The organism is Methylobacterium brachythecii, assembly GCF_014196345.1.
Taxonomy (GTDB): Bacteria; Pseudomonadota; Alphaproteobacteria; order Rhizobiales; family Beijerinckiaceae; genus Methylobacterium; species Methylobacterium brachythecii.
This window is the reverse complement of sequence record NZ_JACIDN010000001.1, coordinates 21,879-46,556: the sequence shown is the minus strand read 5'-3', so window position 1 is coordinate 46,556 and position 24,678 is coordinate 21,879. Positions and strand designations below refer to the sequence as shown.

At 67.8% G+C, this 24,678-nt stretch carries 19 protein-coding genes; 11 read left to right on the top strand and 8 right to left on the bottom strand.

The window, feature by feature from the left end:
- Nucleotides 1-51: 51 nt before the first annotated feature.
- The 3 genes from hisG to GGR33_RS00180 form a co-directional block, all read right to left on the bottom strand.
- Nucleotides 52-1,038 carry an ATP phosphoribosyltransferase gene (hisG, locus tag GGR33_RS00190; RefSeq protein WP_183501321.1) on the bottom strand — a complete coding sequence of 329 codons (987 nt, stop codon included), beginning with the start codon at nucleotides 1,036-1,038 and terminating at the stop codon, nucleotides 52-54.
- 1 nt (nucleotide 1,039) lies between these two features.
- Entirely contained in the window at nucleotides 1,040-2,176 is a 1,137-nt protein-coding gene (locus GGR33_RS00185; protein ID WP_183501320.1) for an ATP phosphoribosyltransferase regulatory subunit, read from the bottom strand.
- Nucleotides 2,177-2,752: 576 nt separating this feature from the next.
- Complete coding sequence (locus tag GGR33_RS00180; RefSeq protein ID WP_183501318.1) at nucleotides 2,753-4,015, bottom strand: FAD-dependent monooxygenase; 1,263 nt, start codon at nucleotides 4,013-4,015, stop codon at nucleotides 2,753-2,755.
- Between the two features lie 137 nt (nucleotides 4,016-4,152).
- Here GGR33_RS00180 and tesB point away from each other — a divergent pair, with 137 nt between their 5' ends.
- The 5 genes from tesB (at nucleotide 4,153) to GGR33_RS00155 (ending at nucleotide 9,370) form a co-directional block, all read left to right on the top strand.
- Nucleotides 4,153-5,025, top strand: coding sequence for an acyl-CoA thioesterase II (gene tesB, locus GGR33_RS00175; RefSeq protein WP_183501316.1), 873 nt, complete (start codon nucleotides 4,153-4,155; stop codon nucleotides 5,023-5,025).
- 324 nt (nucleotides 5,026-5,349) lie between these two features.
- Nucleotides 5,350-5,688 (top strand): P-II family nitrogen regulator, encoded by a 339-nt coding sequence (locus GGR33_RS00170; RefSeq protein WP_183501314.1) that lies wholly within the window; start codon nucleotides 5,350-5,352, stop codon nucleotides 5,686-5,688.
- An 82-nt stretch (nucleotides 5,689-5,770) separates the two neighbouring features.
- Nucleotides 5,771-7,285: an ammonium transporter gene (locus GGR33_RS00165; protein ID WP_183501312.1), complete on the top strand. Its 1,515-nt coding sequence runs from the start codon at nucleotides 5,771-5,773 to the stop codon at nucleotides 7,283-7,285.
- Between the two features lie 366 nt (nucleotides 7,286-7,651).
- Nucleotides 7,652-8,935, top strand: a complete 1,284-nt coding sequence (locus GGR33_RS00160) for an outer membrane beta-barrel protein (protein WP_183501311.1) — start codon at nucleotides 7,652-7,654, stop codon at nucleotides 8,933-8,935.
- A gap of 135 nt (nucleotides 8,936-9,070) precedes the next feature.
- Entirely contained in the window at nucleotides 9,071-9,370 is a 300-nt protein-coding gene (locus GGR33_RS00155) for a hypothetical protein (protein ID WP_183501309.1), read from the top strand.
- A 175-nt stretch (nucleotides 9,371-9,545) separates the two neighbouring features.
- Here the strand turns inward: GGR33_RS00155 and GGR33_RS00150 are convergent, their stop codons facing one another.
- On the bottom strand, nucleotides 9,546-10,019 hold the full coding sequence (locus tag GGR33_RS00150) for an Hsp20 family protein (RefSeq protein ID WP_183501307.1): 474 nt from the start codon (nucleotides 10,017-10,019) through the stop codon (nucleotides 9,546-9,548).
- A 155-nt stretch (nucleotides 10,020-10,174) separates the two neighbouring features.
- On the opposite strand from GGR33_RS00150, the gene GGR33_RS00145 reads away from it, so the two are divergent.
- The 4 genes from GGR33_RS00145 to GGR33_RS00130 all read left to right on the top strand — a co-directional run bounded on the left by GGR33_RS00145 (nucleotide 10,175) and on the right by GGR33_RS00130 (nucleotide 14,559).
- The gene (locus GGR33_RS00145; protein WP_183501305.1) at nucleotides 10,175-11,170 is read left to right on the top strand and encodes an alpha/beta fold hydrolase; all 996 of its coding nucleotides are present in this window, start codon (nucleotides 10,175-10,177) and stop codon (nucleotides 11,168-11,170) included.
- A gap of 22 nt (nucleotides 11,171-11,192) precedes the next feature.
- Nucleotides 11,193-11,966: a DJ-1/PfpI family protein gene (locus tag GGR33_RS00140; protein ID WP_183501303.1), complete on the top strand. Its 774-nt coding sequence runs from the start codon at nucleotides 11,193-11,195 to the stop codon at nucleotides 11,964-11,966.
- Between the two features lie 120 nt (nucleotides 11,967-12,086).
- Nucleotides 12,087-13,577, top strand: a complete 1,491-nt coding sequence (locus GGR33_RS00135; RefSeq protein ID WP_183501301.1) for an amino acid permease — start codon at nucleotides 12,087-12,089, stop codon at nucleotides 13,575-13,577.
- Between the two features lie 97 nt (nucleotides 13,578-13,674).
- On the top strand, nucleotides 13,675-14,559 hold the full coding sequence (locus GGR33_RS00130) for a putative selenate ABC transporter substrate-binding protein (protein ID WP_183501299.1): 885 nt from the start codon (nucleotides 13,675-13,677) through the stop codon (nucleotides 14,557-14,559).
- 7 nt (nucleotides 14,560-14,566) lie between these two features.
- Here GGR33_RS00130 and GGR33_RS00125 read toward each other — a convergent pair whose 3' ends face one another.
- From GGR33_RS00125 to GGR33_RS00110, 4 genes are all read right to left on the bottom strand, one after another.
- The gene (locus GGR33_RS00125; RefSeq protein ID WP_183501297.1) at nucleotides 14,567-16,585 is read right to left on the bottom strand and encodes an AI-2E family transporter; all 2,019 of its coding nucleotides are present in this window, start codon (nucleotides 16,583-16,585) and stop codon (nucleotides 14,567-14,569) included.
- A gap of 185 nt (nucleotides 16,586-16,770) precedes the next feature.
- Complete coding sequence (locus GGR33_RS00120; protein ID WP_284211093.1) at nucleotides 16,771-18,297, bottom strand: DUF2235 domain-containing protein; 1,527 nt, start codon at nucleotides 18,295-18,297, stop codon at nucleotides 16,771-16,773.
- A 132-nt stretch (nucleotides 18,298-18,429) separates the two neighbouring features.
- A complete protein-coding gene (locus GGR33_RS00115) occupies nucleotides 18,430-19,197 on the bottom strand; it encodes a LamB/YcsF family protein (RefSeq protein WP_183501295.1) in 768 nt (255 codons plus the stop codon).
- 27 nt (nucleotides 19,198-19,224) lie between these two features.
- A complete protein-coding gene (locus GGR33_RS00110; RefSeq protein ID WP_183501293.1) occupies nucleotides 19,225-19,632 on the bottom strand; it encodes a GFA family protein in 408 nt (135 codons plus the stop codon).
- Nucleotides 19,633-19,802: 170 nt separating this feature from the next.
- On the opposite strand from GGR33_RS00110, the gene GGR33_RS00105 reads away from it, so the two are divergent.
- Together GGR33_RS00105 and GGR33_RS00100 are read left to right on the top strand one after the other, a co-directional pair.
- A complete protein-coding gene (locus tag GGR33_RS00105; protein WP_183501291.1) occupies nucleotides 19,803-21,071 on the top strand; it encodes a metallophosphoesterase family protein in 1,269 nt (422 codons plus the stop codon).
- The gene (locus GGR33_RS00100; RefSeq protein ID WP_183501290.1) at nucleotides 21,071-24,544 is read left to right on the top strand and encodes an ATP-binding protein; all 3,474 of its coding nucleotides are present in this window, start codon (nucleotides 21,071-21,073) and stop codon (nucleotides 24,542-24,544) included. The genes GGR33_RS00105 and GGR33_RS00100 overlap by 1 nt, the downstream gene beginning before the upstream one ends.
- Nucleotides 24,545-24,678: the final 134 nt, after the last annotated feature.

The window sequence follows — 24,678 nt, the reverse complement described above, 5'->3', positions numbered from 1 at the left end:
TCTGAAATCGACGTCGATCGCCACGGATTCCGACCCGCCGCGACCCTCGCGCTACAGACGGGCGAGCAGCCGCTCAGCCAACGGGTTCTCTGCCGCGAAAGCGTAGTCGATGCGTCTCACCGTGACGGAGCGGGCGCCCGCCCGGACGAGGGCGTCGGACAGCGCGAACACGGCTTCCGCCGGGCAGCGCAGCACGATCTCGCCGTCGAGGCCCTTGGGCGCGCCATAGGGCAGCTCGGCCTCGTGCAGGGCGGCGAGGCTGGCGAGGTCGATCGCGCCATTCTCGGGCAGGCCGGCACGAACCTCGCGGCTGGTGCGGGCGCGCTCCTCGGCGGCGATGCGGCCGAGCACGGCCCGCAGGGCGTCGCGCTGGCTCTCGCCCCAGGACGCCTTCATCGAGGCGACGAGATTCGCCTCCGAGCGCAGGATGATGCCGTCGTCGAGGATCTTGAGAGCGTTGGCCGCGAGCGTCGCGCCGGTGGTGGTGATGTCGACCACGATCTCGGCCGAACCGGCGGCCGGCGCGCCCTCTGTGGCGCCCAGGCTCTCGACGATGCGGTAATCGGCGATGCCGTGCCGGGCCAGGAAGCGGCGCGTCAGGTTCACGTATTTGGTGGCGATCCGCAGGCGCCGACCCTGGCGGAGGCGCATCTCGCTGGCGACCTCGTCGAGATCGCTCATGGCGCGCACGTCGATCCAGGCCTGCGGCACGGCGACGACGACCGTGGCGTTGCCGAAGCCGAGCGGGGTCAGCAGCTCCACCGAGGCTTCCGCGTCGGGCAGCGTCTCGCGGATCAGGTCCTCACCGGTGATGCCGAGATGGGCCGCGCCGCTGGCGAGCTGGCTGGCGATCTCGGAGGCGGACAGGTAGCGCACCTCGACACCGGGCACCCCGACGAGGGTGCCGCGATAGTCGCGGGCGCCGCTGAGCTGGGCGAGCTTCAGGCCGGCCCGGCCGAAAAAGGCGGCGGCGTTCTCCTGGAGGCGTCCCTTGGAGGGGACGGCGAGCACCAGGGGCTCGGTGATCTGGTCGGTCATGTCAGTTCCCGCCGCACCGCGAGAGCCAGAAGGCGCAGCCCACCGCCGGCAGCGGCACCGGGCTGCCGAGATGCTGAAGCAGGCCGTCGTAGCGGCCGCCGCCGACGAGGGCGGGCGCGCCCGGCTGGCCCGACGTCACCTCGAAGATGAAGCCGGTATAGTAGTCGAGATTGCGCGCGAACCCGCCGGAGAAGGCGAAGCGCTCGACGGGCAGGCCGCGCGCGGCCATGAACCCGGTGCGCTCCTCGAAGAGCGCGAGCGCCGCGTCCAGACCCTCGTGGCGGAGATCGGCCTCGCGGGCGAGGGACCGCACGGCTTCGCAGGCCCTGTCCGGGTCTCCCGAGACGGCGCAGTAGCGCTCGACCAGGGCGCGATTCTCGGCATTGAGGCCTGCGCCGCCTTGCGCCTGCGCCGCGGCCTTGGCGAGGAAGCGCTCGGCGATCTCCCCGGCGCTGCGCCCGCCGACGCGCGAGATGCCGGCGATCGAGAGGACGTCCTCGACGAAGGCGCGCACGCCCCGCGGGTCCTGCCCCTGGATCGTGGCGAGCAGCCCGGCATGCGGGTCCTCGGTCTGGGCGGGGTTGGCGACCTCGTCGAGCGAGCGCCCGGAGGCGATGGCGCGCAGGGTCCGGCGCTTAGCGACGGGAGGCACCGCGAGCGCGTCGAGCAGCGCGTGCGTCAATCCCATGTCACCGAGCCGCACGGAGACGTCGGTCCGGCCGAGCTGCTCAAGTCCGTCCAGCGCCATGCCGAGCACCTCGGCATCGGCTGCCGGGGTATCGGTGCGGCCGATCGATTCGATGCCGGCCTGCGTGAACTCGTCCGCCTCGCCGGCCGCGAGCCGGAAGACCGGGCCGAGATAGGAATAGTCCGCCGACTCACCCGGTCGCATCGCCTGGTGGTGGCGGCAGACGGGGATCGTGAATTCCGGACGCAGGCAGAGTTCGGCGCCCGCGCCGTCCGTCGTGACGAAGATGCGGCGGCGGATGTCCTCGCCCGACAGTTCCAGGAACGGCTCGACCGGCTGCAGCACCGGCGGCGTCACGGCGGCGTAGCCGGCCTCCGCGAAATGGGCGAGCAGGCGCGCATGGGCCTCCGCCTCCGCCGCACTCGCTCCGCTGGCCTCCGGTCTCGTCATGGTCCTCGTCCGGGCTCGACAGGTCGTCCTCTCATGAACCGGTGATTCATGGAGAAAGCGCTAAGGCCTTGTCGCTGCGCCTCTTCTCCGCACGGATGGCGACGGCCTCCTTGCGAAGATGCTTAAAACCCGGCTCTCCTACCAACCGGCGCGCCCGTTGGCGACCGTCACGCCGCGCGGCCGCGGGACGCTGATTACGCAGGGTGCGAGATCGAGCTGCCGCCATGGATCGGACCGATTTCGATCACGGTTCCGTGATCGAAATCGGGGGATGCAGCGACGCTTAGCATGGTTACCGCTTGCCAAACGGCGAATCCTGGTCTGACTTTGGACTGAGCCGACCCTCGCCAGGGGACGGCTATGGAGGGGGGGCATGGCAATACGATCGAAGGTACCGAGCTGGATCCAGAGGCGGTGCAGCGGGCGGCCGGTGGCGCGCTGGATCACTTGGAACGCGAATCGCCCGATGGCGGTCGAGACGCGTGTGAAGACGGTTCGTCGCGAGGCCGCGCTGGCCGAGCCGGTCTATGTCGACAACGTGGTCTGGCTGTTTCGCAAGAGCGCCTGAGGGCCGATCTAGAGGGCCTCGCCTCGAAGGAGGCGGGGCTGCGATCCGCGCGCTGCGGATGCTTCCCCGATGAAGAACCGCTTCAGGCCGGGCATGCGCTCGACGAGGCCCAGGCCGAAATCGCGGGCCAATCGGACCGGCAGCGCGTCATTGGAGAAGAGCCGATTGAGGCCGTCGGTGGCCGCCGCCATCGCCACCGTGTCGAAGCGGCGAGCGCGCTCGTAGGCGCGCAGCACCTCCGGCGCGCCGGGATCGGTGCCGAGCCGCAGGGCCTCTGTCATGACCTCCGCCAACGCCGCGGCACCTGCCAGCCCGAGATTGAGGCCCTGGCCGGCGACCGGATGAATGACGTGCGCCGCATCGCCCAGCAGCGCCAGCCGGTCCGCGCGAAAGGCGCGGGCGATGCCGAAGCTCAAGGGATGGGCGCTCGGGCCGTCCTCAAGCGCGAGCCGGCCGAGCTTCAACCCGAAACGCCGCTCGATCTCCGCCAGCACGTCCTCGGGCTCGCCCCCGAGCAGCGCGGCCACATCGGCTTGCCGTTCGGTCCAGACGATCGAGGAGCGGTGCCGGCCGTCTCGGTCGGTCAGCGGCAGGGTCGCGAAGGGGCCGCTCGGCAGGAAGTGCTCATAGGCGCGGCCTTCGTGCTCGCGCTCGTGTGCGATCGTCGCGACGATGCCGGATTGCGGATAGGACCAGCCGACCCAGCCGATGCCGGCCGCCTCGCGCAGGCGTGAGCGGGCGCCGTCGGCCGCGACCACGAGCGAAGCGGTCAACTCGCGCCCGTCGCCGAGCCTCACCCGGATGCGGTCGCGCTCGGGCGACGCGGCCGATATGCCCGTCGCCGCGAAGCCGATGCCTGCCTCGCGAGAGGCTGCGAGCAGCGCCTCCACCAGGGGTTCGGCCTCGACCATATGCGCGAAGGGCGCCCCGTCCGGCGTCGTCTCGCCGTCTTGCGCAAAGGTCAGGAAGGTCGGGCGTACCGGGTCGGCGAGCCGGCTGTCGGTGATCGCCATGTCGCGGATGGCTTCCGCCGCTGGCGCGATCATCTCCCACAACCCGAGTTGTTCGAACATCCGGCGTGGTCCGGCTGCCACGGCAAAGGCCCGGCCGCGATGCCGCGCGGCGCCGGCCGACAGGCCCGGATCGCAGACCGTGACGTCGATGGCCTCGCGGTTCGCCCTCTTCAGGGCGAGCGCGAGGGTGAGGCCCGGAATGCCGGCCCCGGCCACGAGCAGGTTGCGGCTGCCCGCACGACTCGCCGAACCGTTCATGGTGCCATCCTCCAACCCGTGCTCGCGTGACGTGACATTCCGGGCCGCCCTCGGCAATCCGCGCGGATGAGCGTGATGCATGGCGACAGGGCCAGCCCGCGCGCTATATCGCCCGCTCGACTGCAGCTTGCGAGACCATGTCCGACGCCGTCCGCGAACTCCTCAGCCTCCTCGATCTCGAACAGCTCGAGACCGACTTGTTTCGCGGCATCTGCCAGAAGAACGGCTGGAAGCGGGTGTTCGGCGGCCAAGTCGTGGCGCAGGCCCTCGTCGCGGCATCGCGCACCGTCGAGGCGGCGCGGCCGCCGCACTCGCTGCACGCCTATTTCCTGCTCGGCGGGGATCCGGCCGTGCCGATCGTCTACGAGGTCGAGCGCATCCGCGACGGCGGCAGCTTCACGACGCGGCGCGTCAAGGCGATCCAGCACGGCCGTGCGATCTTCGCGATGTCGGCCTCCTTCCACGGCGACGAGCCGGGCTACGAGCACGCCAGCGCGATGCCCGACGTGCCGATGCCCGAGGAGCTGGGAGAGATGCGCGGCTTCATCGCCGCCGGCCCGGATCAAGCTGACACGATCGTGCCGGCGAAGACGTTCGCCTACTTCACCCAGAGCTGGCCGATCGAGCTGAAGGTGGTCGAGATCGAGCGCTACCAGAGCCGTGAGCCGCGCGCGCCGCGCTTCCACGTCTGGATGCGCACTGGCGCGCCGCTGCCCGACGACCCGGCGATTCACCGAGCGGTGCTCGCCTACGCCTCCGACATGACGCTGCTCGATTCGTCGCTGATCGCTCATGGACGCACGGTGTTCGATCCGGAGATCCAGTCGGCGAGCCTCGACCACGCGCTCTGGTTCCACCGGCCGGCGCGGGCCGACGAGTGGCTGCTCTACGCTCAAGACAGCCCCAGCACATCGGGCGCTCGCGGCTTCGCGCGCGGCGCGATTTTTTCGCGCGACGGCCGCCTCGTCGCCTCCGTTGCCCAGGAAGGCCTGATCCGGCCGCGTCGCTGACGACGATTGCCTGAATTTCAGTCGATCTCGACGGGATTAAGCGGCGCAGGCAGGGCTGAATTGCGTTTTCGCCGCCGATTTCATCGATATGGCGAGAAATGATGCAGCTTGGCCGTTTTAATGTGCCCTCGCAGGAGTCAGCGCCGGCTCAGTTTCTGGGCACAACTTCAAAATGCAAAAAAGTTCCGTCTGGCACAGTCCTTGAATAAGGGGGCTCGGTCGCAGGCTCATTCCGAGCCCTGCGGAACCGCCGGACCTTGAGCCCGTCTGAACGACGACGAAGGCGACCGGCGGCACAACGCGTGAACCCAGGGGGCGCCGCCCATGAAAATCGTGATGGCGATCATCAAGCCGTTCAAGTTGGAGGAGGTCCGCGACGCCCTGACCGGCATCGGCGTACACGGCCTGACCGTGACCGAGGTCAAGGGCTACGGACGCCAGAAGGGCCATACGGAAATCTATCGCGGCGCCGAATACGCCGTCAGCTTTCTGCCGAAGCTGAAGATCGAGGTCGCGGTCGCCGCCGATCTCGTCACCAGCGTCATCGACACCATCGCCGGGTCCGCCCGCACCGGCCAGATCGGCGACGGCAAGATCTTCGTGATGCCGCTCGAGAAGGCCATCCGCATCCGCACCGGCGAGACCGACGCGGACGCCCTCTGAGCCCTTTCCTCCCCTCCGGCCCCAGGCCGGACCCCTCTTTCTCCTCCATCACAATCGCATCGCGATCGGGAGCCACGTGCCCATGAAACTCCGTAACCTCCTCGCGCTCGGCTTGGGAGGGGCCGCCCTCGGCCTCCTCTTCATCGAGCCGTCCCTCGCGCAGACGCCGACGCCGGAAGCCGCCACGGCTGCTCCCGCCGCAGCGGCTGCCGCTGCGCCCCTGCCGAACAAGGGCGACACCGCCTGGATGCTGATCGCGTCCGTCCTGGTCCTGATGATGACCGTGCCGGGCCTGGCCCTGTTCTACGGCGGCCTCGTGCGCACCAAGAACATGCTCTCGGTGCTGACCCAGGTGTTCGCCATCGCCTGCATCGTCTGCCTGCTGTGGGTGTTCTACGGTTACAGCCTCGCCTTCACCAACGGCGGCGGCATCAACGACTTCGTCGGCGGCTTCTCGAAGGCCTTCCTCAAGGGCGTCGACGCGAACGCCAACGTCGCCACCTTCTCGAACGGCGTCGTGATCCCCGAATACGTCTACATCTGCTTCCAGATGACGTTCGCGATGATCACCCCGGCCCTCATCGTCGGCGCCTTCGCCGAGCGGATGAAGTTCTCGGCGCTGATCGTGTTCGTCATCCTCTGGGTGACGCTGATCTACTTCCCGATGGCCCACATGGTCTGGTACTGGCCCGGCCCGGACCTGACCGCCGACGCCGCCAAGGCGCTCGCGGCTGCCGGTGGCGAGGCGAATGCCGCGGCCAAGGCCGCCTACGACACGGCGCTCGGCGATGCGGGCTTCCTGTTCAAGAAGGGCGCGCTCGACTTCGCCGGCGGCACGGTCGTGCACATCAATGCGGGTATCGCCGGCTTCGTCGGCTGCCTGCTCCTCGGCAAGCGCATCGGCTACGGCCGTGACCTGCTCGCCCCGCACTCGCTGACCATGACCACGATCGGCGCCTCGCTTCTCTGGGTGGGCTGGTTCGGCTTCAACGCCGGCTCCAACCTCGAGTCGAACGGCACCACCGCGCTCGCCATGATCAACACCTTCGTCGCCACGGCGGCGGCGGCTGTGTCCTGGCTGCTGGTGGAATGGGTCGCCAAGGGCAAGCCCTCGCTGCTCGGCATGCTCTCGGGCGCCATCGCGGGTCTCGTCGCGGTCACCCCGGCCTCGGGCTTCGCCGGCCCGATGGGCTCGATCGTCCTCGGCCTCGTCGCCGGCGGCGTCTGCTTCGTGATGTGCTCCACCGTGAAGAACGCACTGGGTTACGACGACTCGCTGGACGTCTTCGGCGTCCACTGCATCGGCGGCATCCTCGGTGCTCTGGCGACCGGCATCCTGGTCGACCCGAAGCTCGGCGGCGTCGGCATCCCCGACTACACCACCAAGCCCGGTGAACTCGCCGTCGGCGCCTACGACATGATGGGCCAGCTCATCATCCAGGCGGAAGCGGTCGGCCTCACCCTGCTCTGGTCGGGTATCGGCTCGCTCATCCTCTACAAGCTCGTCGACTTCACCATCGGCCTGCGCGTGAAGGAAGACGAGGAGCGCGAGGGCCTCGACATCGCCGATCACGGCGAGCGCGCCTACAATTACTGATAGGACACATTCGATCCTGACAAGATAAGTCGATCGAGATGGAAGACCCCGGCGCTCTGCGCCGGGGTCTTTTCGTTTTCCGGCGGGTTCTTGCGAGATCGGGTGATTCGGATTGTTCCAAAAACCCATGTCTCGGTGCGAAACGACCTTCGAATGTAAAAAATGTATGAAGAAGACATCCGTCGAAAGCTTCCGACTGCACCTCAGGTCGCCACCAAAATCGTGGCAACTTCGCAACACGCTGTGTCAACCAAGTTCGTGCAACCGAAACTGCCTACTGAATAGGCAATTGCCTCAAACTTGGTTTTGCGGTGCACGGGCCGGTCCTGCAACCTTGACCATACAAGAAATCAAGGGGCTCGACCGATGTCTTCCAAACTGGTGCTGCGGGGTTCCGTGGCGACGCTTGCACTTCTCGCCGCCGGATCCGCTTTCGCTGCCGACCTTCCCGCCAAGGCAGCGCCGCCGATCATGGTCGAGGAGCATTGCAAGGCTGCGCTCTCCACGCCGTCCTACGGTCCCACCATCAAGGCCCCGGCCGACAACAATTGCTGGGCCTCTCCGATCGGCGACCTGTATCTCGGCGGTGCGCTGTCGGGCTACGCCTACAGCTTCCAGTCGGCCCAGTTCGCCTATGCGGCCCCGACGCCCGGCACCGATCCCGAGCGCACCTCGCGCCTCGACTTCAGCAACGCGATGCTGTGGGTCCAGAAGGCCGACGGCCCGTTCCAGTTCTTCGTCGCTGCCGGCCTCTATTCGATCCCGGGCCTCGGCCTGCCGGTCTATCAGTCGTATGATCAGAACAAGCTGCTGTTTGGGCCGGTCCCGGCTGCCTACGGCAAGTACCAGATCAATGAAGAGTGGTCGGTCCAGGGCGGCCGCATGTTCACGAACATCGGTTCCGAGCTGCCGTTCACCTTCCAGAACATCAACATCTCCCGCGGCCTGCTCTTCGGTCAGGAGAACATCATCAACCAGGGCGCCCAGGTGAACTATTCGAGCGGCCCGCTCAGCGCGTCGCTCGCGGTCACCGACGGTTTCTATTCGGGTGAGCTGAACTGGGTCACCGGCGCCATCACCTACAAGCTGGACGACTCGAACACGATCGGCGTCAACGGCGGCACGCACTTCAACAACTTCAACTCCTCCACCCGTGGCTTCGGCTTCCAGTTCGCGACGCCGCTGGCACTCCAGAACAGCAGCATCGTCAGCGCGAACTACACCTACGCTAGCGGTCCGTGGACCGTGACGCCGTACGTCCAGTACACCGCCGTCGATTCCAACGCCGGCCTCGGCCTGATCGGCGCCGAGACCTTCGGTGCGTCGATCCTGGCCGCCTACAACTTCAACGACAACTTCTCGCTCGGTGGCCGCTTCGAGTACATCACGCAGAGCGGCAACCGTAACGATCCGTTCGGCCGCACGAACGTCCTCTACGGACCGGGCAGCGAGGCCTTCTCGTACACGATCACCCCGACCTTCACCTACGGCCGCTACTTCCTTCGCGGCGAGTACGCTCACGTCGATCTCGCCAGCTTCCAGCGCGGCACCGCCTTCGCAGGCGGCGGCGTGCTCGGCCTCGGCTTCGGCCGCTTCGGCAACAAGTCGGGCCAGGACCGCTACCTGATCGAGACGGGCTTCACCTTCTGATCCGTCGACACCCGATCGAGAGAAAAGCCCCGGAGCGATCCGGGGCTTTTTTCGTTGGCGGGGGAGCCAAGGGACGGGCGCGGACTTGTCCGGGTACGGCGCATGATGGGCGCCGGGACACGCGAGCCCTTTGTCATGATCCGCACCACGGCACTGTCCGCGCTGATGCTGGCGGTTCTTGCCTCGGCGGCCTCCGCGCGGCCTTCCACCACGCAGATGACCTGCGCGCAGGCCCGGGACGTGGTTCTGCGACAGGGCGGCGTGGTGCTTGGCACCGGCGGCCAGACCTACGACCGCTTCGTGCGCGACAGAAGCTTTTGCGAGCCCACCGAGATCGGTAGGCGCGCCTTCGTGCCGGCCCGCGACACGCCGCAATGCTTCGTGGGCTACACCTGCTACGAGCCCGGCCGCGGTGACCGCTTCGGGGACTTTTGAGGTCTGGCGCCTCGCTCTGCGTCTTGGCGACGCGAAACCATCCAGGGTCGCACCCGCGACGTCGGCCTGTTTGCCCTGGACTGCTTCACTACGCTCGCAGTGACGGGGGCTCGAACGAAAACGCCCCGGCCGACGGCCGAGGCGCTCTGACAAAAGCGTTTGAACTCGAAAGGCCTTACGCGGCCTGCTGGACCGAGCCCTCGATGGTCGGCTGCCTTGCGGGAGCGTTGCCCGCGATCTGGATCCGGCGCGGCTTCTTGGCCTCGGGAACCTCGCGGACGAGATCGACGTGGAGCAGACCATGCTCCAGTGACGCGCCGGTGACCTGGACGTGGTCGGCGAGCTGGAAGCGGCGCTCGAAGGCGCGTGCGGCGATGCCCTGATGGAGAAGCTCCGCCTTGCTGCCTTCGACGGGCTTGCGCTCGCCCTTGATAGTCAGGGTGCTTTCCCGGGTCTCGATCGAGAGTTCGGCCTCGGTGAAGCCTGCGACGGCGACGGTCACGCGGTAGGCGTTCTCGTCGGTCCGCTCGATGTTGTAGGGCGGATAGGTGGGAGCCTGCTCGGCGCTGACGAAACCGTCGAGGGCGGCGAAGAGGCGGTCGAAGCCGACGGTCGAGCGATAGAGCGGGGCGAGATCGTAGTGGCGCATGACATATCCTCTCGGTGAGCAACATGTAGACTGGTCGGGTCCGCCTGAGGGCCGGACCGTCGCGCCGCCGCATTGGCCGGCGCGAGACTGATATCGGAACGGATTTTCGCGCTCGCAAGACTTCCGCGGGCGCTTTCGCGAGGCCCCATCCGACGATGCTGACGCTCAAGTCCACGCCAGGGAATCCGATCCCGCCGGGAGCGACCGTGGTTCCCGTGCGCACCGCCGACGGCCAGACCCTGCGTGCCGCCTATTGGCGTCCGGTGGGCCGCACGGAGAAGGGCACCGTCTGTTTGATGCAGGGCCGGGCCGAATTCATCGAGAAGTATTACGAGCCGATCGGTGAGCTGCGCCGCCGCGGCTTCCACGTCGTCGCCTTCGACTGGCGTGGCCAGGGCGACTCTTCGCGGCAGGTCCGCAATGCCCACAAGGGCCACGTGGCGCGGTTCGACGATTACCGGCTCGATCTCACGGCCGTCGCCGAGACCGTGCTGGTGCCCTCGACCCCGGAGCCGCATTTCGCTCTGGCCCATTCCATGGGGGGCGCCATCGCCTTAACCGGCGCGCTGGAGGGCTGGTTGCCCTTTGAGCGGCTGGTGACGGTGGCGCCGATGCTCGGGCTGCGCATGGTGAAGTATCCGCTCGCTGCCTCGCTGCTGTCGCGCTTCCTCCACCGGCTCGGCTTCGGCCGGGCCTACATTCCGTTCGGCAGTGCGGTCTCGATCGCCACGAAGCCGTTTGCCGGGAACCGGCTCTCTGGCGATCCGGTGCGATACGCCCGCAACGCCGCCGCGGCGGTCGATGTCGGTGCTGGCGCAGTAGGTGACCCGACCATCGCCTGGCTCGCCTCCGCCTTCCGGGCCATGCAGCGCCTGCGCGACCCGCGCGTGCCGCCGCAAATCGAGATTCCGGTGCTCGTCGTCGGTGCCGGCGCCGACCCAGTCTGCAGCCTGCCGGCGACCGAGCGCTTCGTCGGGCGTCTGCGCGCCGGCCATCTCATCGTGCTGCCCGGCGCGCGACACGAGATCCTCAACGAGACTGACGCGATCCACGCCGATTTCTGGGCCGCTTTCGATGCTTTCATACCGGGCCATGCGGGCGCGGATCGCGATGCCTCCGTCCGCCGCGATCGGCAGCGCGAGGAGGCCTGAGAGCGGCCGGAAGGACGGGACGATGAAGCGGCGCGACTTCACCAAGGCCGCCCTCGTGGCGGCTCTGCTGCCGCGTCCGGCCGCGGCGCTCGCCGGGTCAGAGCCCAAGGCCGGGGCGTCCGCGAAGGGCATCTCGATCGCGATGTTGCTCTATCCCGGCATGACCGCTCTCGACGTCGTCGGACCACAGGAATTGCTCTCCGGGCTCGCCGAGGGCGGCCTTCATCTCGTCGCGAAACGGGCCGGCCCGGTCGAGAGCGATACCGGCCTCTCGATCCTGGCGACGCACGATTTCGAGGGCTGCCCGCGCGAGGTCACGGTGCTGTTCGTGCCCGGTGGCGACGGCACGCCGGCGCAGATGCGCGACGCCGAGACCCTGGCCTTCCTGCGCGCGCAGGCGGCGGTCGCCTCCTGGATCACCAGCGTCTGCACCGGTTCGCTGATCCTCGGCGCGGCGGGTCTACTCCAGGGCTACCGCGCCACCTCGCATTGGTGCGTACGAGAGAGCGTGCTGCCGCTGCTCGGCGCGACGCCGGTCGACGAGCGCGTCGTGTTCGATCGCAACCGCGTCACCGCTGCCGGCATCTCGGCAGGGCTCGACTTCGCGATCGCTCTCGCCGCCCGACTGAAGGGCGAGGCCTATGCCAAGACCGCGCAACTCGTTGCCGAATATGCGCCACAGCCTCCCTTCCAGGCCGGCACTCCGGGCGCTGCCGGCCCGGATATTGCTGGCTCGGCCAGGGAGATCCTGCGGCATCTCGTCGACGGCTCGGTGAAAGCGGCCTCCGACCGCTGAGAAGCGGACGTCGCGGGCGGAAAACCAGCCGAGGCTGCCGAATCTCGGCAACATCCTTGCAACCACAGCGTTTTCAACGCTCAATCGTCGCAACGACATCAAGAGCGGGAGGGAGCGGACATGGCGTCAGGCATCGCGGGGGATCTCTTCCGCATCAAAACCCTGGATCGGCTCAACGCCGATGCAGAGGGCGGCGAGCATTCCCTGCAACGGACCCTCGGTCCCTGGAGCCTGATCGGCCTCGGCATCGGCGCGGTGATCGGCGCCGGACTGTTCTCCCTCACCGGCATCGCGGCGGCCGAGCATGCCGGCCCCGCCGTCGTGATCTCCTTCGCCATTGCCGCCATCGGCTGCGCCTTCGCCGGCATGTGCTACTCGGAACTAGCCGGCATGATCCCGGTCGCGGGCTCGGCCTACACCTACAGCTACGCGACCATGGGCGAGTTCGTCGCCTGGATCATTGGCTGGGACCTCGTGCTCGAATACGCGGTGGGCGCCGCCACCGTCTCGGTGAGCTGGTCGCGCTACGTGACGCGCTTCCTCAAGGACACGCTCGGCATCAACCTGCCCGGCGCCTTCGCGAACTCGCCCTTCGAGACCTACCAGCTCGCCGACGGCACCATGGCGCACGGCCTCGTGAACCTGCCAGCGATCTTCATCATCGTCGCGGCCTCGGCCCTTCTGATGATCGGCATCCGGGAATCGGCCCGCGTCAACGCCGCGATCGTCCTGGTGAAGGTCGCCGTGGTGATCACCGTGATCGGCGTCGGCCTGTTCTACGTGAAGGGCCAGAACTACCAGCCCTTCCTGCCGCCCAATACCGGCACCTTCGGCGAGTATGGCATCTCCGGAGTGATGCGCGCGGCCGGCGTCGTGTTCTTCGCCTATGTCGGCTTCGACGCGGTCTCGACGGCGGCGCAGGAGGCCAAGAACCCCCAGCGCAACATGATGATCGGCATCCTCGGATCGCTGGCGATCTGCACGGTGCTCTACATCGCCTTTGCCGGCGTCCTCACCGGTCTCGTCCACTACGACGCGATGAAGGGCGATGCCGCCCCAGTGAACACCGCCATCGCCCAGACGCCGTTCCCGTGGCTGCGCGGCCTCGTCACCTTCGGCGTGATCTGCGGCTTCTCCACCGTGATCCTGGTGCTGCTGCTCGGCCAGAGCCGCGTGTTCTACACGATGGCGCAGGACCGGTTGCTGCCGGGCTTCTTCGCGGCGATCCACCCGAAATGGAAGACGCCCTACCGCTCGAACCTGTTCTTCATGGTGTTCACGAGTGCGCTGGGCGGCTTCCTGCCGATCAGCCAACTCGGCCACATGACCTCGATCGGCACCCTGCTCGCCTTCATCCTGGTCTGCATCGGCGTGATCATCCTGCGCCGCACGCAGCCCGATGCCCCGCGCGCCTACCGCACGCCGCTGGTGCCGCTGGTGCCGATCCTCGGCGTGCTGTCGTGCTTCGCGATGATGGTGTCGCTCGACGGCGAGACCTGGCTGCGGCTGGTCATCTGGTTGGCGATCGGCCTGCTGATCTATTTTGGCTGGAGCCGCCGCAACAGCCGCATCGGCCGCGAGGAGGGCAGCAACGCGACGACGGCGATCTGAGCTGGGCCCCGGCTCCTGTCACGAAGCTGTCAGGAGCCGGTCTCTAGTCTCGCATCGTCGATACTGCCGCGGGAGGCAGCGCGAAGGGAGACTTCGAATGTTCGGGCTGGTTCGTGCGGGTGCGCTCATCGCGGGTCTCGCTGCCGCGATCGCGGGCGGTGCCGCGCACGCGCAGGAGGCCAAGCCGGTCTTCGCCTTTACGGCGATCCCCGACCAGGACGAGGCCCGGCTCGTCGAGCGCTACGGCCGGGTCGCGGCCTATCTCCAGAGCAAGCTCGGCGTCCCGGTGAAATACGTCACCGTCAAGAACTACTCCTCGGCCGTGACAGCCTTCAGCAACGGTGAGGTCCAACTCGCCTGGTTCGGCGGCTTCACCGGCGTGCAGGCGCGCAAGCTGGTCGCCGGCTCGCAGGCCCTGGCGCAGGGAGCGGAAGACGCGAATTTCCGCACCTACTTCATCGCCAACACCCGGCTCGGCCTGGAGAAGTCGCCCGACTTCCCCGTCGGCACCCTCGGCAAGACCTTCGTCTTCGGGTCGCGCTCCTCGACCTCCGGCCGGCTGATGCCGGAATTCTATATCCGTCAGGCCTTCCCGGGAAAAACACCGGACGAGGTCTATTCGCGCATCGGCTATTCGGGCGAGCACAGCCGCACCATCCAGCTCGTCCAGTCGGGGCAGTTCGACATGGGCGCCGTCGACTACACGGTTTGGAAGCTCGACGAGAAGGCCGGCAAGGTTGATCCGAGCAAGGTCAAGGTGATCTGGGAATCGCCGGCCTTCGCCAACACGCAATGGTCGGTGCGCGGTGACGTCGAGCAGACCTGGGGCAAGGGCTTCACCGAGAAGCTGCGTCAGGCGCTCATCGGCATGACCGATCCCCAGCTGCTCGAGCCCTTTGGCCGCACAAAGTTCGTGCCGGTGAAGAACGACGCCTTCCAGCCGCTGGTCGAGGTCGGCAAGGCCACCGGCATGCTGGATTGACGCCGGGTCACGCCGGCGTCGGCATGGCCTGCCTCGGCGGGATCGCCGCCGCCTTCTCGGCCTCCGCTGCCGCGGCGCCCGCCTTCGTGCCCGCGCTGGACAGCACCGCCTCGACCGCGTCGCGCAGCGAGGAAACGTGCTCGTCGGCGTCGATCTCTCGGCGCCCGGCCTGTCCGAGGGAATCCTCGTCGATCTGCCAGAGGCCGACGGCGATGCGCTTGCCGGGCAGCTTGCTGCGCAGTCGCCCGACGAGGCGGCGCACATGGCCGGGCTCGCCGCCGATCGCCAGCGAGATCACCACGACCATCTGTACCGGGCCGGCATCGAAGTTGTCGATCTTGGCACGGGCGAGTTCCGAGAATTCGGCCAGCCGCGTGCCGAGGCCGAGCTTGCGCAGGAGCTGAGCCAGAATCGCCGCGGCCGGCTCGTCGAGGAAGCCGCGGCCGGCGACGCAGAGCACCGCGCCCTCCTGCCTCCAGGCCTCGGGCAGTTCGCCGTGCTCCGGCGGATCGTCGACGGCCGGCGACGGATCGAACGCGCTCTCCGCGGCCACCGCCTTGCCCGCGAAGAGGCGCCGTGCGGTCTTGGGGCGGGCGGGCCGCTCGTCCCGGCGGCTTTCCAGATCGTCGATCAGCGCGGTGATGGAGGTGCGGATGTCGCTCTTCTGTTCGAGGGTCAGCACGCCACGGGTGGCATCGCGCGATGCGAGTTCGAGCCCTTTCAGCACCACCTCGTCGTAATAGGCCGAGAGCGAGCATTGCCGCAGGATCAGGTCGGCGTGTTCCTGTGCCTCCTCCGGATCGTCCGCAAGCATGCGTTGGTAGAAATTCTCGATCGGCGTCAGCGCCGGCCGGTCGCTGAACAGCACGTCGAGGAATTCGAGCGAGTCGACGTGCCGCCCGAGCACGACGAGGCAGACGGTGAGCGGTGTCGACAGGATCAGCCCGACCGGCCCCCACAGCCAGATCCAGAACAGGGCCGAGACCAGCACCGCGAAGGGCGAGAGCCCGGTGGAATGGCCGTAGACCAGTGGCTCGATGATCTGGCCGACGATTGGCTCGATCACACCGAACAATGCCAGCGTGGCGATGGCCATGCCCCAGCCCGGATCGACCGCCGCGGCCACTGCGACGGGAAACACCGCAGAGAGGAAGGCGCCGATATACGGCACGAAGCGCATCAGCGCGGAAAAGATGCCCCACAGCACCGGGTTCGGCACGCCGATCGCCCAAAGGCCGAGGCCGATCACGATGCCGAAGCCGGAATTGAGCGCGAGCTGGCCGATGAAGTAGCGGCTGAGCCGGCGCGCCGCGTCGTCCATCGCCACGGTGGTGCGGTGCAGGTCGCTCGATCCGGCCAGCCGGATCAGCCGATCGCGAAGATCCTCGCGTTGCATCAGGATGAAGAGCAGCACCACGAGCACGATGCCTGCGGTGGCGAGCGGCCCCAGCACGGGCGAGAGCACGGTGTTGGCGAGTTCGAACGGGCTCGGTGGGCGGTCCTTCATCTCGACGATGACGGGCGCCGGTGCGGGATCGGGCTTGGTCTGCGACGTATCCGCCTTCTTCTGCTTGTCCGCGTCGTTGCCGGCGTCGTGGATCGCCCGGTTGATGTTGGTGAGGTAGTCCATGCCGGTGCCGAGCGGACCGTGCCGCAGGCCCTCGATCTTGCGCTCGATCGTGTGCTGGTAGCGCGGCACGTCCTTCGCCAGGTCGGCGACCTGCACGCCGATCACCGTTGAGAGAGCGCCGATGATGCCCGCGGCGATCAGTACCGAGACCAGCACGGAGAACAGCCGGCCGAGCTTCAGCCGTCGGATCAGGTTCACCAGCGGCGCGATCACGAAGGACAGCAGCACCGCGATGGCGATCGGGATCAGGATGTCGCGGGCGAGATAGAGCGCGGTGACGATGATCGCCGTGACGATCAACGGAGAGGCGATGGCGCCTTTCGGCGTCTCTGCGGCAGTGACTCGCGTGGGACGCGGCGGGGCGATCAAAGCCTGGGCCCTCGGATCGGTACTCATGGCCCGCACACTCTCTCACTCGGCGCACCTGACCGGCGCGCCACAAGAAACTGTGAGATTATGAATTCGATCCCGAGTTTTTGCGCGGTACGGAGACGGCCATGCGATCTCCGTGCATGGCTCGCCGCGGATACGGCTCTGCACCGAGGCGCGGCTCACGGCATGAGGGGCTTCCAGGGAAGGGATCAGACGCCGTTTGCCGGCGGATACAGGTGATGCGCCTGAACGTGGTGTTCGAGCGCTTTCGGGCGGTAGGGTTCGGTTAGGTCGTAGCGCAGCACGGCCCGCAACTGCAGGCGCGCGAGCACGCTCGGATCGAGCGGGGCATCCCTGGGAACCTCTCGGACCCATGGTTTCCAGCCCAGCTCCTCGCGCTTCCAGATCAGCGTCATCAACCAGACGAACCAACCGGGCCAACTCGCCACGGTCGCCTTTCGCTCGTCGTGCTGCGGACCGTCGGCTGACGGCCAAAGGTGCAGGACGGACGCGTCGACGAGGAGCGGTTTCGGCAGCGATATCGCCTGGTCGATCATCCATTTCAGGGCGATGTCGGACAGACGCGCTTCGTTCTCGATATAGCTACCGCCGACATCCGAATGTACGCCGGCAAACCACGTCTGGATGAGCTGCGTTTCAGCCCCCTTCTTCCCGACCGTCACGACCTGCTTTCCTTTCGTCCAGGGGACGTTCTTGAACTCTTTGCGGTTCTCGTCGATCGACAGCGCGTGCCGGGCGTGTTGAATGAAGGGGTTCAGCTCCGTGTTGTAGAAGACCATCTTCCAACCGGTCAGATGAAGCGTTTCATACCAAGGGATCTTACTTTTGGTCGTGAATTTTACGTAGAAGGCAAGGTAAGCAAGAACGGCCACTGCGGCGGAAAGACCAGTAACGCGCAGATAGGACTGCCAGAAGAGAGCGGCGCTGAAATAGTGACCGAACCTGACCAGGAAGAAATCCATGATCAGAGCGAGCAGGCCGAGGGTCACCGCCACAGCGAGGCCGAGCCCCAGAAACCTGCGAGTGGTTAGTCCGAGTGCAGCAACGGTGTCCCAGACGCCGATGAAGTACGGATAGGCATTCGACAGGTTGGCATCGTTCGGCGCGGCCGATGCGTAACGCTTTCGAAAATCGGCCGCTAATTCGTTACGCACGCCCTCGAGCAGCTTGTTCGCGGTCCCGTCCTTCTCGGTCTTGCCGGCGCCGAACTGATAAACCTGTCGAATCGCTTCCGAGGCCAGCGCCTTGGCGGATGCCGGATCGCGGCGGAGGGGCTCGCCGGACTCGGACCGCGTGGGAACACCGCACAGCGAAAGGGCGGCGCCGACACAGCGAACGGTGTAGGCCCCGCGGCTGAAGCCAAGGAGGTAGATGCGGTCGTCCGGCTCCCAGACCTGCAGGATCGCGGCATAGCAATCGATGATGTTTTGCGTAATTCCGAGCCCAGTCGCGGAACCGAGAATATTGTAGAGGCGGCGCCACCAGGCGATCCTTATGTTGCCGCCGGCTGCTTTTGAGCCGAGTCCGACATCATAGAACGCAAGTTGATGTGCCGGGTCGATTGACGTGTCCGGGCAAACGCGGGTGGCGCGGTACAGCTTGTAGACATTGCTGCGGGTTTCGTCCGGCAGCAACCCGCCTGCTTGGCCGGTGCCATCTGAGAAAATGATAATGTTTTTTGCCAAAACACTTCCTCCGCAGAAGAAGGTGAGCACTGTATTCGCTGAATGGCAATGTGACTTATGAAGTCCGGTCGCTCTAACGCCAGGATGTGGATCGTCTGCCTGGGAAGGTAGGAAAGCCTCATGGCGGCGGCCGCCCGGACCCCACGTGATCGGGGCCGGAGTTCAGGTCGCGGCGAACCGCGCCACCACGATGCCTGCCGCCTCGATCGAGGCGCGCACGGCACGCGCCGCTTCGACGGCCCCCGGATTGTCGCCGTGGACGCAGACCGTGTCGATGCTGATGGGGATGCGCCTGCCCGAGAGCGTCGTGATCGCGCCATCCTCGACCATGCGGATCACGCGCGGGGCGATGTCGCGCGTCTCGTGCAGAACGGCGCCCTCGGCCGAGCGCGGCGCGAGGGTGCCGTCATCGGCATAGGCGCGGTCGGCGTAGATCTCGCGGATCGCGCGCAGGCCGGCGCGGTCCGCTGCGCGCTCGGCGGCCAGCCCTGGCATCACCATGAGGGCGAGGCCGCGATCGACGCCGGCCACCGCCCGCGCGATCGCCTCGGCCACCTCGTCCTCGGCGTTGGAGAGATTGGCGAGCGCCCCATGCGCCTTGACGTAGGTGACGCGGGTTCCGGCCAGGGCCGCACAGGCCTGCAGCGCGCCGATCTGGTAGGCGACGTCCCGCTCGATCTTCCTGGGCGTCTCTCGGATCAGGTTTCGGCCGAAGCCGCGAATATCGAAAAAGCCCGGATGGGCGCCGATGGCGACGCCGCGCTGCTGCGCGGCGAGCGCCGTCTCGACCATGATGTCCGGATCGCCGGCATGGAAGCCGCAGGCGATGTTGGCCGACGTGACGACGTCGAGGAGGGCGGCGTCGTCCCCCATCCGCCAGGGGCCGAAACCTTCGCCGAGATCGGCGTTGAGGTCGATGGTGCGGCTCATGCTCGTGTCTCCGTCGGCACGCATTCGTCACTCAGGCATCGTCTCGAACACCGTCAGGCCCGGCGGCACGGGCAACCAGTGGGGCTTGTCCCGGCCGAAGATCGCCATCGTCGGCCGAAACAGCGACGGATCGTCGAGGGAGCCGGCATAGATCGTGTGCGATGTGTCCTTCCCGGCCTCTCCGCCGAAGACGAGGCCGCCGCAGGACGGGCAGAAGTTGCGCAGGGCCTCCCCACCCCGAAAGCAGGGCGAACGGAATTGCGCCGCCGCGCCGCTGAACCGCAGGGCCTCGCTCGCGAAGCCCATGAACGGGATGAAGCCGGAGCCCGAGGCCTTCCGGCAATCGGCGCAACAGCAAATGCCCGCAAACTGAGGCTCGCCCTCTGCCTCGTAGCGCAGGCTGCCGCAGAGGCATCCGCCGGTGATGCGGGTCATGTCCGATCCCTTTTCGCGAGAGGTTACGACGCCGAGTTCGGAAATTCGATGCCGCTCCTCCCGGTGGACGGTCGCCCGGGCGCGTTGAACCGGCCGACTCCATCGGAGATAATCGCACCCGCACGAGCCCGGCATCCAGACCGGGCGGGCGGTGCGGAGTCTCCGGTTCCTTGGCGTTTCGTTTTGTCCACGCGGCGGACATCCATCTCGATTCCCCGCTGCGTTCGCTCGCCCTGCGCAATCCCGATCTCGCCGCTCTGATCGGCGACGCGACGCGGCAGGCGCTGACCGCCATCGTGGATCTCTGCCTCGACGAGCGCGTAGACGCGCTCTTGTTGGCCGGCGACCTCTACGACGGCGAACAGACCTCGATGAAGACGGCCCGCTTCCTCGCCGACCAGATCCGGCGGCTGCACGACGCCGGCACCCGCGTCTTCGTGATCCGCGGCAACCACGACGCCCTGTCGAAGATCACCAAGGAGCTGGTGTTTCCCGAGACGGTCACGGTGTTCGGCGGACGCGCCGACACGATCGCGATCGACCGCGATGGCGACCACTTTCCGGTCGCGATCCATGGCCTGAGCTTTTCGCAGTCGCAGGCACCCGAGAGCCTACTCGCCAAATACCGGCCGGCCGTCGAAGGGGCGGTGAATATCGGCATCCTGCACACCAGCCTCGCGGGGGCAGCCGGGCACGACCCGTATGCGCCCTGCAGCCTCGCCGATCTGCGCGCCACCGGCTTCCGCTACTGGGCGCTCGGGCACATCCATCGGCGCTCCGTCACCGAGGGCGACTGCACCATCGTGATGCCCGGCATGCCGCAGGGCCGCGACATCAACGAAGCCGGCGCCAAATCGGTGACCCTTGTCACGATCGGCGATGACCGCGCCATCCGCGTCGAGGGGCGCCCGATCGGCATCGCGCAGTTCGAGCGCGTTTCGGTGGACGTCTCAGGCGTCACGGAATGGCGCGAGATCATCGGCGCCATCGGCGCGGCGCTGGAGCGGGCGCGGATGACGGTCTCGACCCGGCATCTCGTGGCGCGGCTCACGCTCACCGGAGCGACGCCGCTCGCCTGGCGCATGCGTCGCGACGGCGATGTCTTGCGGACCGAGGCCGAGGCGCGGGGGGGGCTCGTTGGCGATTGCTGGCTCGAAAAGCTCGAGATCGCCTGCATCCCGCCCGAGGAGGCGACGGCCGCCTCATCCGATCCGCTGCACGAGCTGCGTCGCCTGATCGACGACGAGGTGCTCGGCTCGCAGGCTTTCTTGAAAGAGCTCGGCGACATCGCCGATGAGCTGAGGGGCCAGCTCCCATCGGAATGCCGCGACGGCTTCGGCGCGGACGAGGCAGCCGTCGAGACCCTGCTCTCCCGCCATGCCCGCGAGGGTACCGACGAGGTCCTGGCCCGTCTCCACGCGCTGGATGATCAGGCCTGATGCGTCTGCGTCGTCTCGACCTCACCCGCTACGGTAAGTTCACGGACCACGCGATCGACTTCGGTGAGCGGACCGAGGGCGTGCCGGACCTGCACATCGTCTACGGCCCGAACGAAGCCGGGAAATCGACGACGTTGGCGGCGTTTCTCGATCTGCTGTTCGGCATCGGCGGCCAGAGCCCCTACAACTTCCTGCACCCCTATCCGACCATGCGGATCGGCGGTGTGCTGGATTTTTCTGATGGTCCGCGCAGCTTCGGCCGCCTGAAGAAGCCGCAGGCCAGCCTGCTCGACGGCAACGACCAGGTGATCCCAGAGACGGCGATCAGGGTCGATCTCGGCGGCATCGACCGCGATGCCTACCGGACCATGTTCTCCCTCGACGACGAGACCCTGGAGAAGGGCGGCGAGAGCATTTTGGCGAGCAAGGGCGATCTCGGCGAGCTGCTGTTTTCGGCTGGCGCCGGCCTCGCCGATCTCAGCCGCAACCTGCTCGGCCTGCGCGCCGAGGCCGACGGCTTCTACAAGTACCGGGCCCGCGGCGGCGCGCTCGCCGATCTCAAGGCGCGTCTCGCCACGCTGAAGGCCGAGCGCGAGCAGTTCGACACCATCGCCTCGGACTATGCCCGGCTGATCGCGACGCGCGACCGGGCCAACGCACAATACGACGAGGCCATAGCCGGGCGTTCGGAGGTGCAGGGGCGCCTCGATGCGGTCCAGCGCTCGCTCAACGCCCTGCCGCGGCTGGCGGCCCTGCGCGCGATCCGCGAGCGCCTCGCTCCGCTCGCCGGCCTTCCCGAGCCGCCCGGAGCGTGGCTTCAGGACCTTCCGTCGCTGCAGAAACAGGAGATCGAACTCGGCATCCGGCTGAAATCCGCCGAGGACGAGCTGCGCCGCCTGCAGGACGAGATCGACGCGATCACCGTCGACGAGGTCGCGCTGAAGCGCCACGACGCGCTCGACCGGTTGGAGGGCATGAAGGCCCGCTATTCCACGGCCGAGATCGACCTGCCGGAACGCCGCGTCCAGGTGCGCGCCGCCGATCTTGCCGTCGCCGCTATCCTCGCTCGCCTCGATAAGCCCGGCGAAGAGGAGCCGCGCCGTCTCCTGCTCGGCGCCTCGGTGACCGGCCGCCTGCGCGAGCTGATCGAAACGCGCTCGGGGCTCGATGCCGCCAGGGAGGCCGCACTCACCGAGCGAGCAAATGCGGAGCGCCGCCTCACCGAGGCGCAGGAACGACTGCAGGCCTCGGATGCCGGCGACGCGAGGGCGCCTGCCGCGATGGCCGGTCTCGCCGCCACACTGTCCGCTCTGCGCGGCTCCGATCACGACGCCCGTCGCCGATTGGCGGAGCGTGCTCGCGATGCGGAGCGGGCGCGTCTCGCCGACCGGCTGCGCATGCTCGCTCCTTGGCAGGGCGAGGCCGACGAACTGCTTGCCCTGCGCTACCCCGAGCCGGCGACGATCCGGGGCTGGGGCGCCGACCTGGAAGCACGCGAGACGGCCGTGGCCCGGCATGCCGGCGAGGTCGAGCGGCTGAGGAACGAGGTCGGACGGCTCATCGCCGAACGCGCGGCGATGGCGTCCGTGAAAGGTCTCGTCGACGACCGCGAGGCGGCGGAGCTGCGGGCCGGCCGTGAACGAGCCTGGGCCACGCATCGCCGCGATCTCACGTCAGCCTCGGCCGATGCCTTCGAGGCCCTACTGCGCCAGGACGATCTGGTCGCCTCTGCGCGGCTCGGCCACGTGGCGGATCTCGCCATCCTGCAACAGCGTGCGCAGGCTCTCGCCATCGCCGAGGCGGAGCTGCGCCGGGCCGAAGGCCACCAGGCGAAGGCTGCGGAAGCCCTGAGCGGGCTGCGTGGCGACATCGCCAGCGCGATCAGCCGGATCGCCTCCGCCCTCGATCCGGCCATGACACCGGCCGAACTCGACGGATGGCTGACCCGGCGCGCGAACGCCCTGGCCGTGCGCGAGGCGCTGTTCGCGGCCGAATCCGACCTGCGTGAGGCCCTGGCCGACGAACGCGACGGCGAGGAGCGCATGCGGACCGCATTTGATGCTGCCGGTCTGGCGGTGGACTCCGGGGCAGGTTTCGCCGCGCTCCTCGCCACCGCGCAGAGTGCGCTCGACCGCCAATCCGAGATCCGGGGCCTGCGCGAGGATGTCGAGGAGCGCGAGCGCGACCTCGCCGGCCGCCACCGCGCCGTCGAGCAGGCCGAGACACGGGGGGCCGGGTGGAGCACGGCTTGGGCCGAGACCTGCGCCGGCTGCTGGCTCGGCGAGGGCAGGGCGGTGCCGAGCGTTTCTGCTGTGCGCGAGATGCTCATCGCCATCGAGGAACTGGCGCCTGCGGTCCAGCGCAAGACCGATCTGGCCTATCGGATCGACGCCATGACGAAGGACCAGGAGGAGTTTCGCGCCTTCGTCGCGCGTATGGCCGGCGAGCTCGGTCTCGACGAAGATGCCGCCGATCCGCTCGGCGTGGCCCGGCGCGTCGGCGAGCGCATCCGCGAGGCCCGCACCGAGCAGGAGCGCCGGAAAAAGCTGGTCGAAGCCGCCGAGGAGGCCGGCACCCGCAAGGCCCGTCTCGCCGAGACCCTGGCCATCTATGCCGGCCGCAAGGGCGAGATGACCGCCCTCTTCGCCGTCGAGACCCTCGTAGAGGTCGGCCAGTGTCTGGCCGATGTCGGCCGACGCAGCGATCTGCGTGAGCAGGCCGAGGCGGCCGAGCGCGAGATCCTCGATGCCCTGCGCCTCGCCAGCCTCGCCGAGGCCGAGCAGCGGCTCGATGCCGCCGACCGCGAGGCCCTGGACGCGGATTTGGCGGAGCTTCAGGCACGCCTCGCCGACCAGGTCCGGCTGTGTGAGGAGATCTTCGCCCAGCTGAAGGACGCGACCGGCAAGGTCGAGGCCATCGGTGGCGACGACAAGGTCGCGGAGATCGAAGGGCGCCGGCGTACGACGCTGCTGGAGATCGAGGACGGCGCGGCGCGCTACCTGCAGCTTCGCGCCGGTACGGCCGCCACCGAGCACGGCTTGCGGATCTATCGTGAGCGCCACCGCAGCTCGATGATGACGCGTGCTTCGGATGCCTTCCGCACGATCAGCCGGGGCGCCTATTCGGGGCTCACGGCACAGCCGGACAAAGACGGCGAGACGCTGATCGCCTTGTCGGCCGGCGGCGGCTCGAAGGAGGCGGACCAGCTCTCGAAGGGCACGCGCTTCCAGCTCTATCTGGCGCTGCGCGTCGCCGGCTACCACGAGTTCGTGCAGGCACGGGCGCCTCTGCCCTTCATTGCCGACGACATCATGGAAACCTTCGACGACTTCCGCGCGGAGGAGGCTTTCGGGCTGCTCGCTGGCATGGCTCGGGTGGGGCAGGTCGTCTACCTCACGCATCACAGCCATCTTTGCGAGGTGGCCCGGCGGGCCGGTCCCGGGGTGACCATCCACTCTCTACCGGGTGCGTGACCCCAGCGTGACTGTTCCGATCAACGCAACAGTCTATTGACGATTGAGCGGATTAACTCTCCAAATCGAAAGTTTCATCTTCCCTCCCAGAGGCCGACACGCACCCCGCGGCGCTCGATCGATGGAGGTTTTCG

Coding starts and splice junctions, on each gene's coding strand:
- GGR33_RS00150 (WP_183501307.1), bottom strand. CDS start 10,019: ATGCGCCACTACGATCTCGCCCCGCTCTATCGCTCGACCGTCGGCTTC.
- GGR33_RS00185 (WP_183501320.1), bottom strand. CDS start 2,176: ATGACGAGACCGGAGGCCAGCGGAGCGAGTGCGGCGGAGGCGGAGGCC.
- GGR33_RS00140 (WP_183501303.1), top strand. CDS start 11,193: ATGAAGCGGCGCGACTTCACCAAGGCCGCCCTCGTGGCGGCTCTGCTG.
- GGR33_RS00160 (WP_183501311.1), top strand. CDS start 7,652: ATGTCTTCCAAACTGGTGCTGCGGGGTTCCGTGGCGACGCTTGCACTT.
- GGR33_RS00170 (WP_183501314.1), top strand. CDS start 5,350: ATGAAAATCGTGATGGCGATCATCAAGCCGTTCAAGTTGGAGGAGGTC.
- hisG (WP_183501321.1), bottom strand. CDS start 1,038: ATGACCGACCAGATCACCGAGCCCCTGGTGCTCGCCGTCCCCTCCAAG.
- GGR33_RS00165 (WP_183501312.1), top strand. CDS start 5,771: ATGAAACTCCGTAACCTCCTCGCGCTCGGCTTGGGAGGGGCCGCCCTC.
- GGR33_RS00180 (WP_183501318.1), bottom strand. CDS start 4,015: ATGAACGGTTCGGCGAGTCGTGCGGGCAGCCGCAACCTGCTCGTGGCC.
- GGR33_RS00100 (WP_183501290.1), top strand. CDS start 21,071: ATGCGTCTGCGTCGTCTCGACCTCACCCGCTACGGTAAGTTCACGGAC.
- tesB (WP_183501316.1), top strand. CDS start 4,153: ATGTCCGACGCCGTCCGCGAACTCCTCAGCCTCCTCGATCTCGAACAG.
- GGR33_RS00125 (WP_183501297.1), bottom strand. CDS start 16,585: ATGAGTACCGATCCGAGGGCCCAGGCTTTGATCGCCCCGCCGCGTCCC.
- GGR33_RS00145 (WP_183501305.1), top strand. CDS start 10,175: ATGCTGACGCTCAAGTCCACGCCAGGGAATCCGATCCCGCCGGGAGCG.
- GGR33_RS00155 (WP_183501309.1), top strand. CDS start 9,071: ATGATCCGCACCACGGCACTGTCCGCGCTGATGCTGGCGGTTCTTGCC.
- GGR33_RS00115 (WP_183501295.1), bottom strand. CDS start 19,197: ATGAGCCGCACCATCGACCTCAACGCCGATCTCGGCGAAGGTTTCGGC.
- GGR33_RS00110 (WP_183501293.1), bottom strand. CDS start 19,632: ATGACCCGCATCACCGGCGGATGCCTCTGCGGCAGCCTGCGCTACGAG.
- GGR33_RS00130 (WP_183501299.1), top strand. CDS start 13,675: ATGTTCGGGCTGGTTCGTGCGGGTGCGCTCATCGCGGGTCTCGCTGCC.
- GGR33_RS00135 (WP_183501301.1), top strand. CDS start 12,087: ATGGCGTCAGGCATCGCGGGGGATCTCTTCCGCATCAAAACCCTGGAT.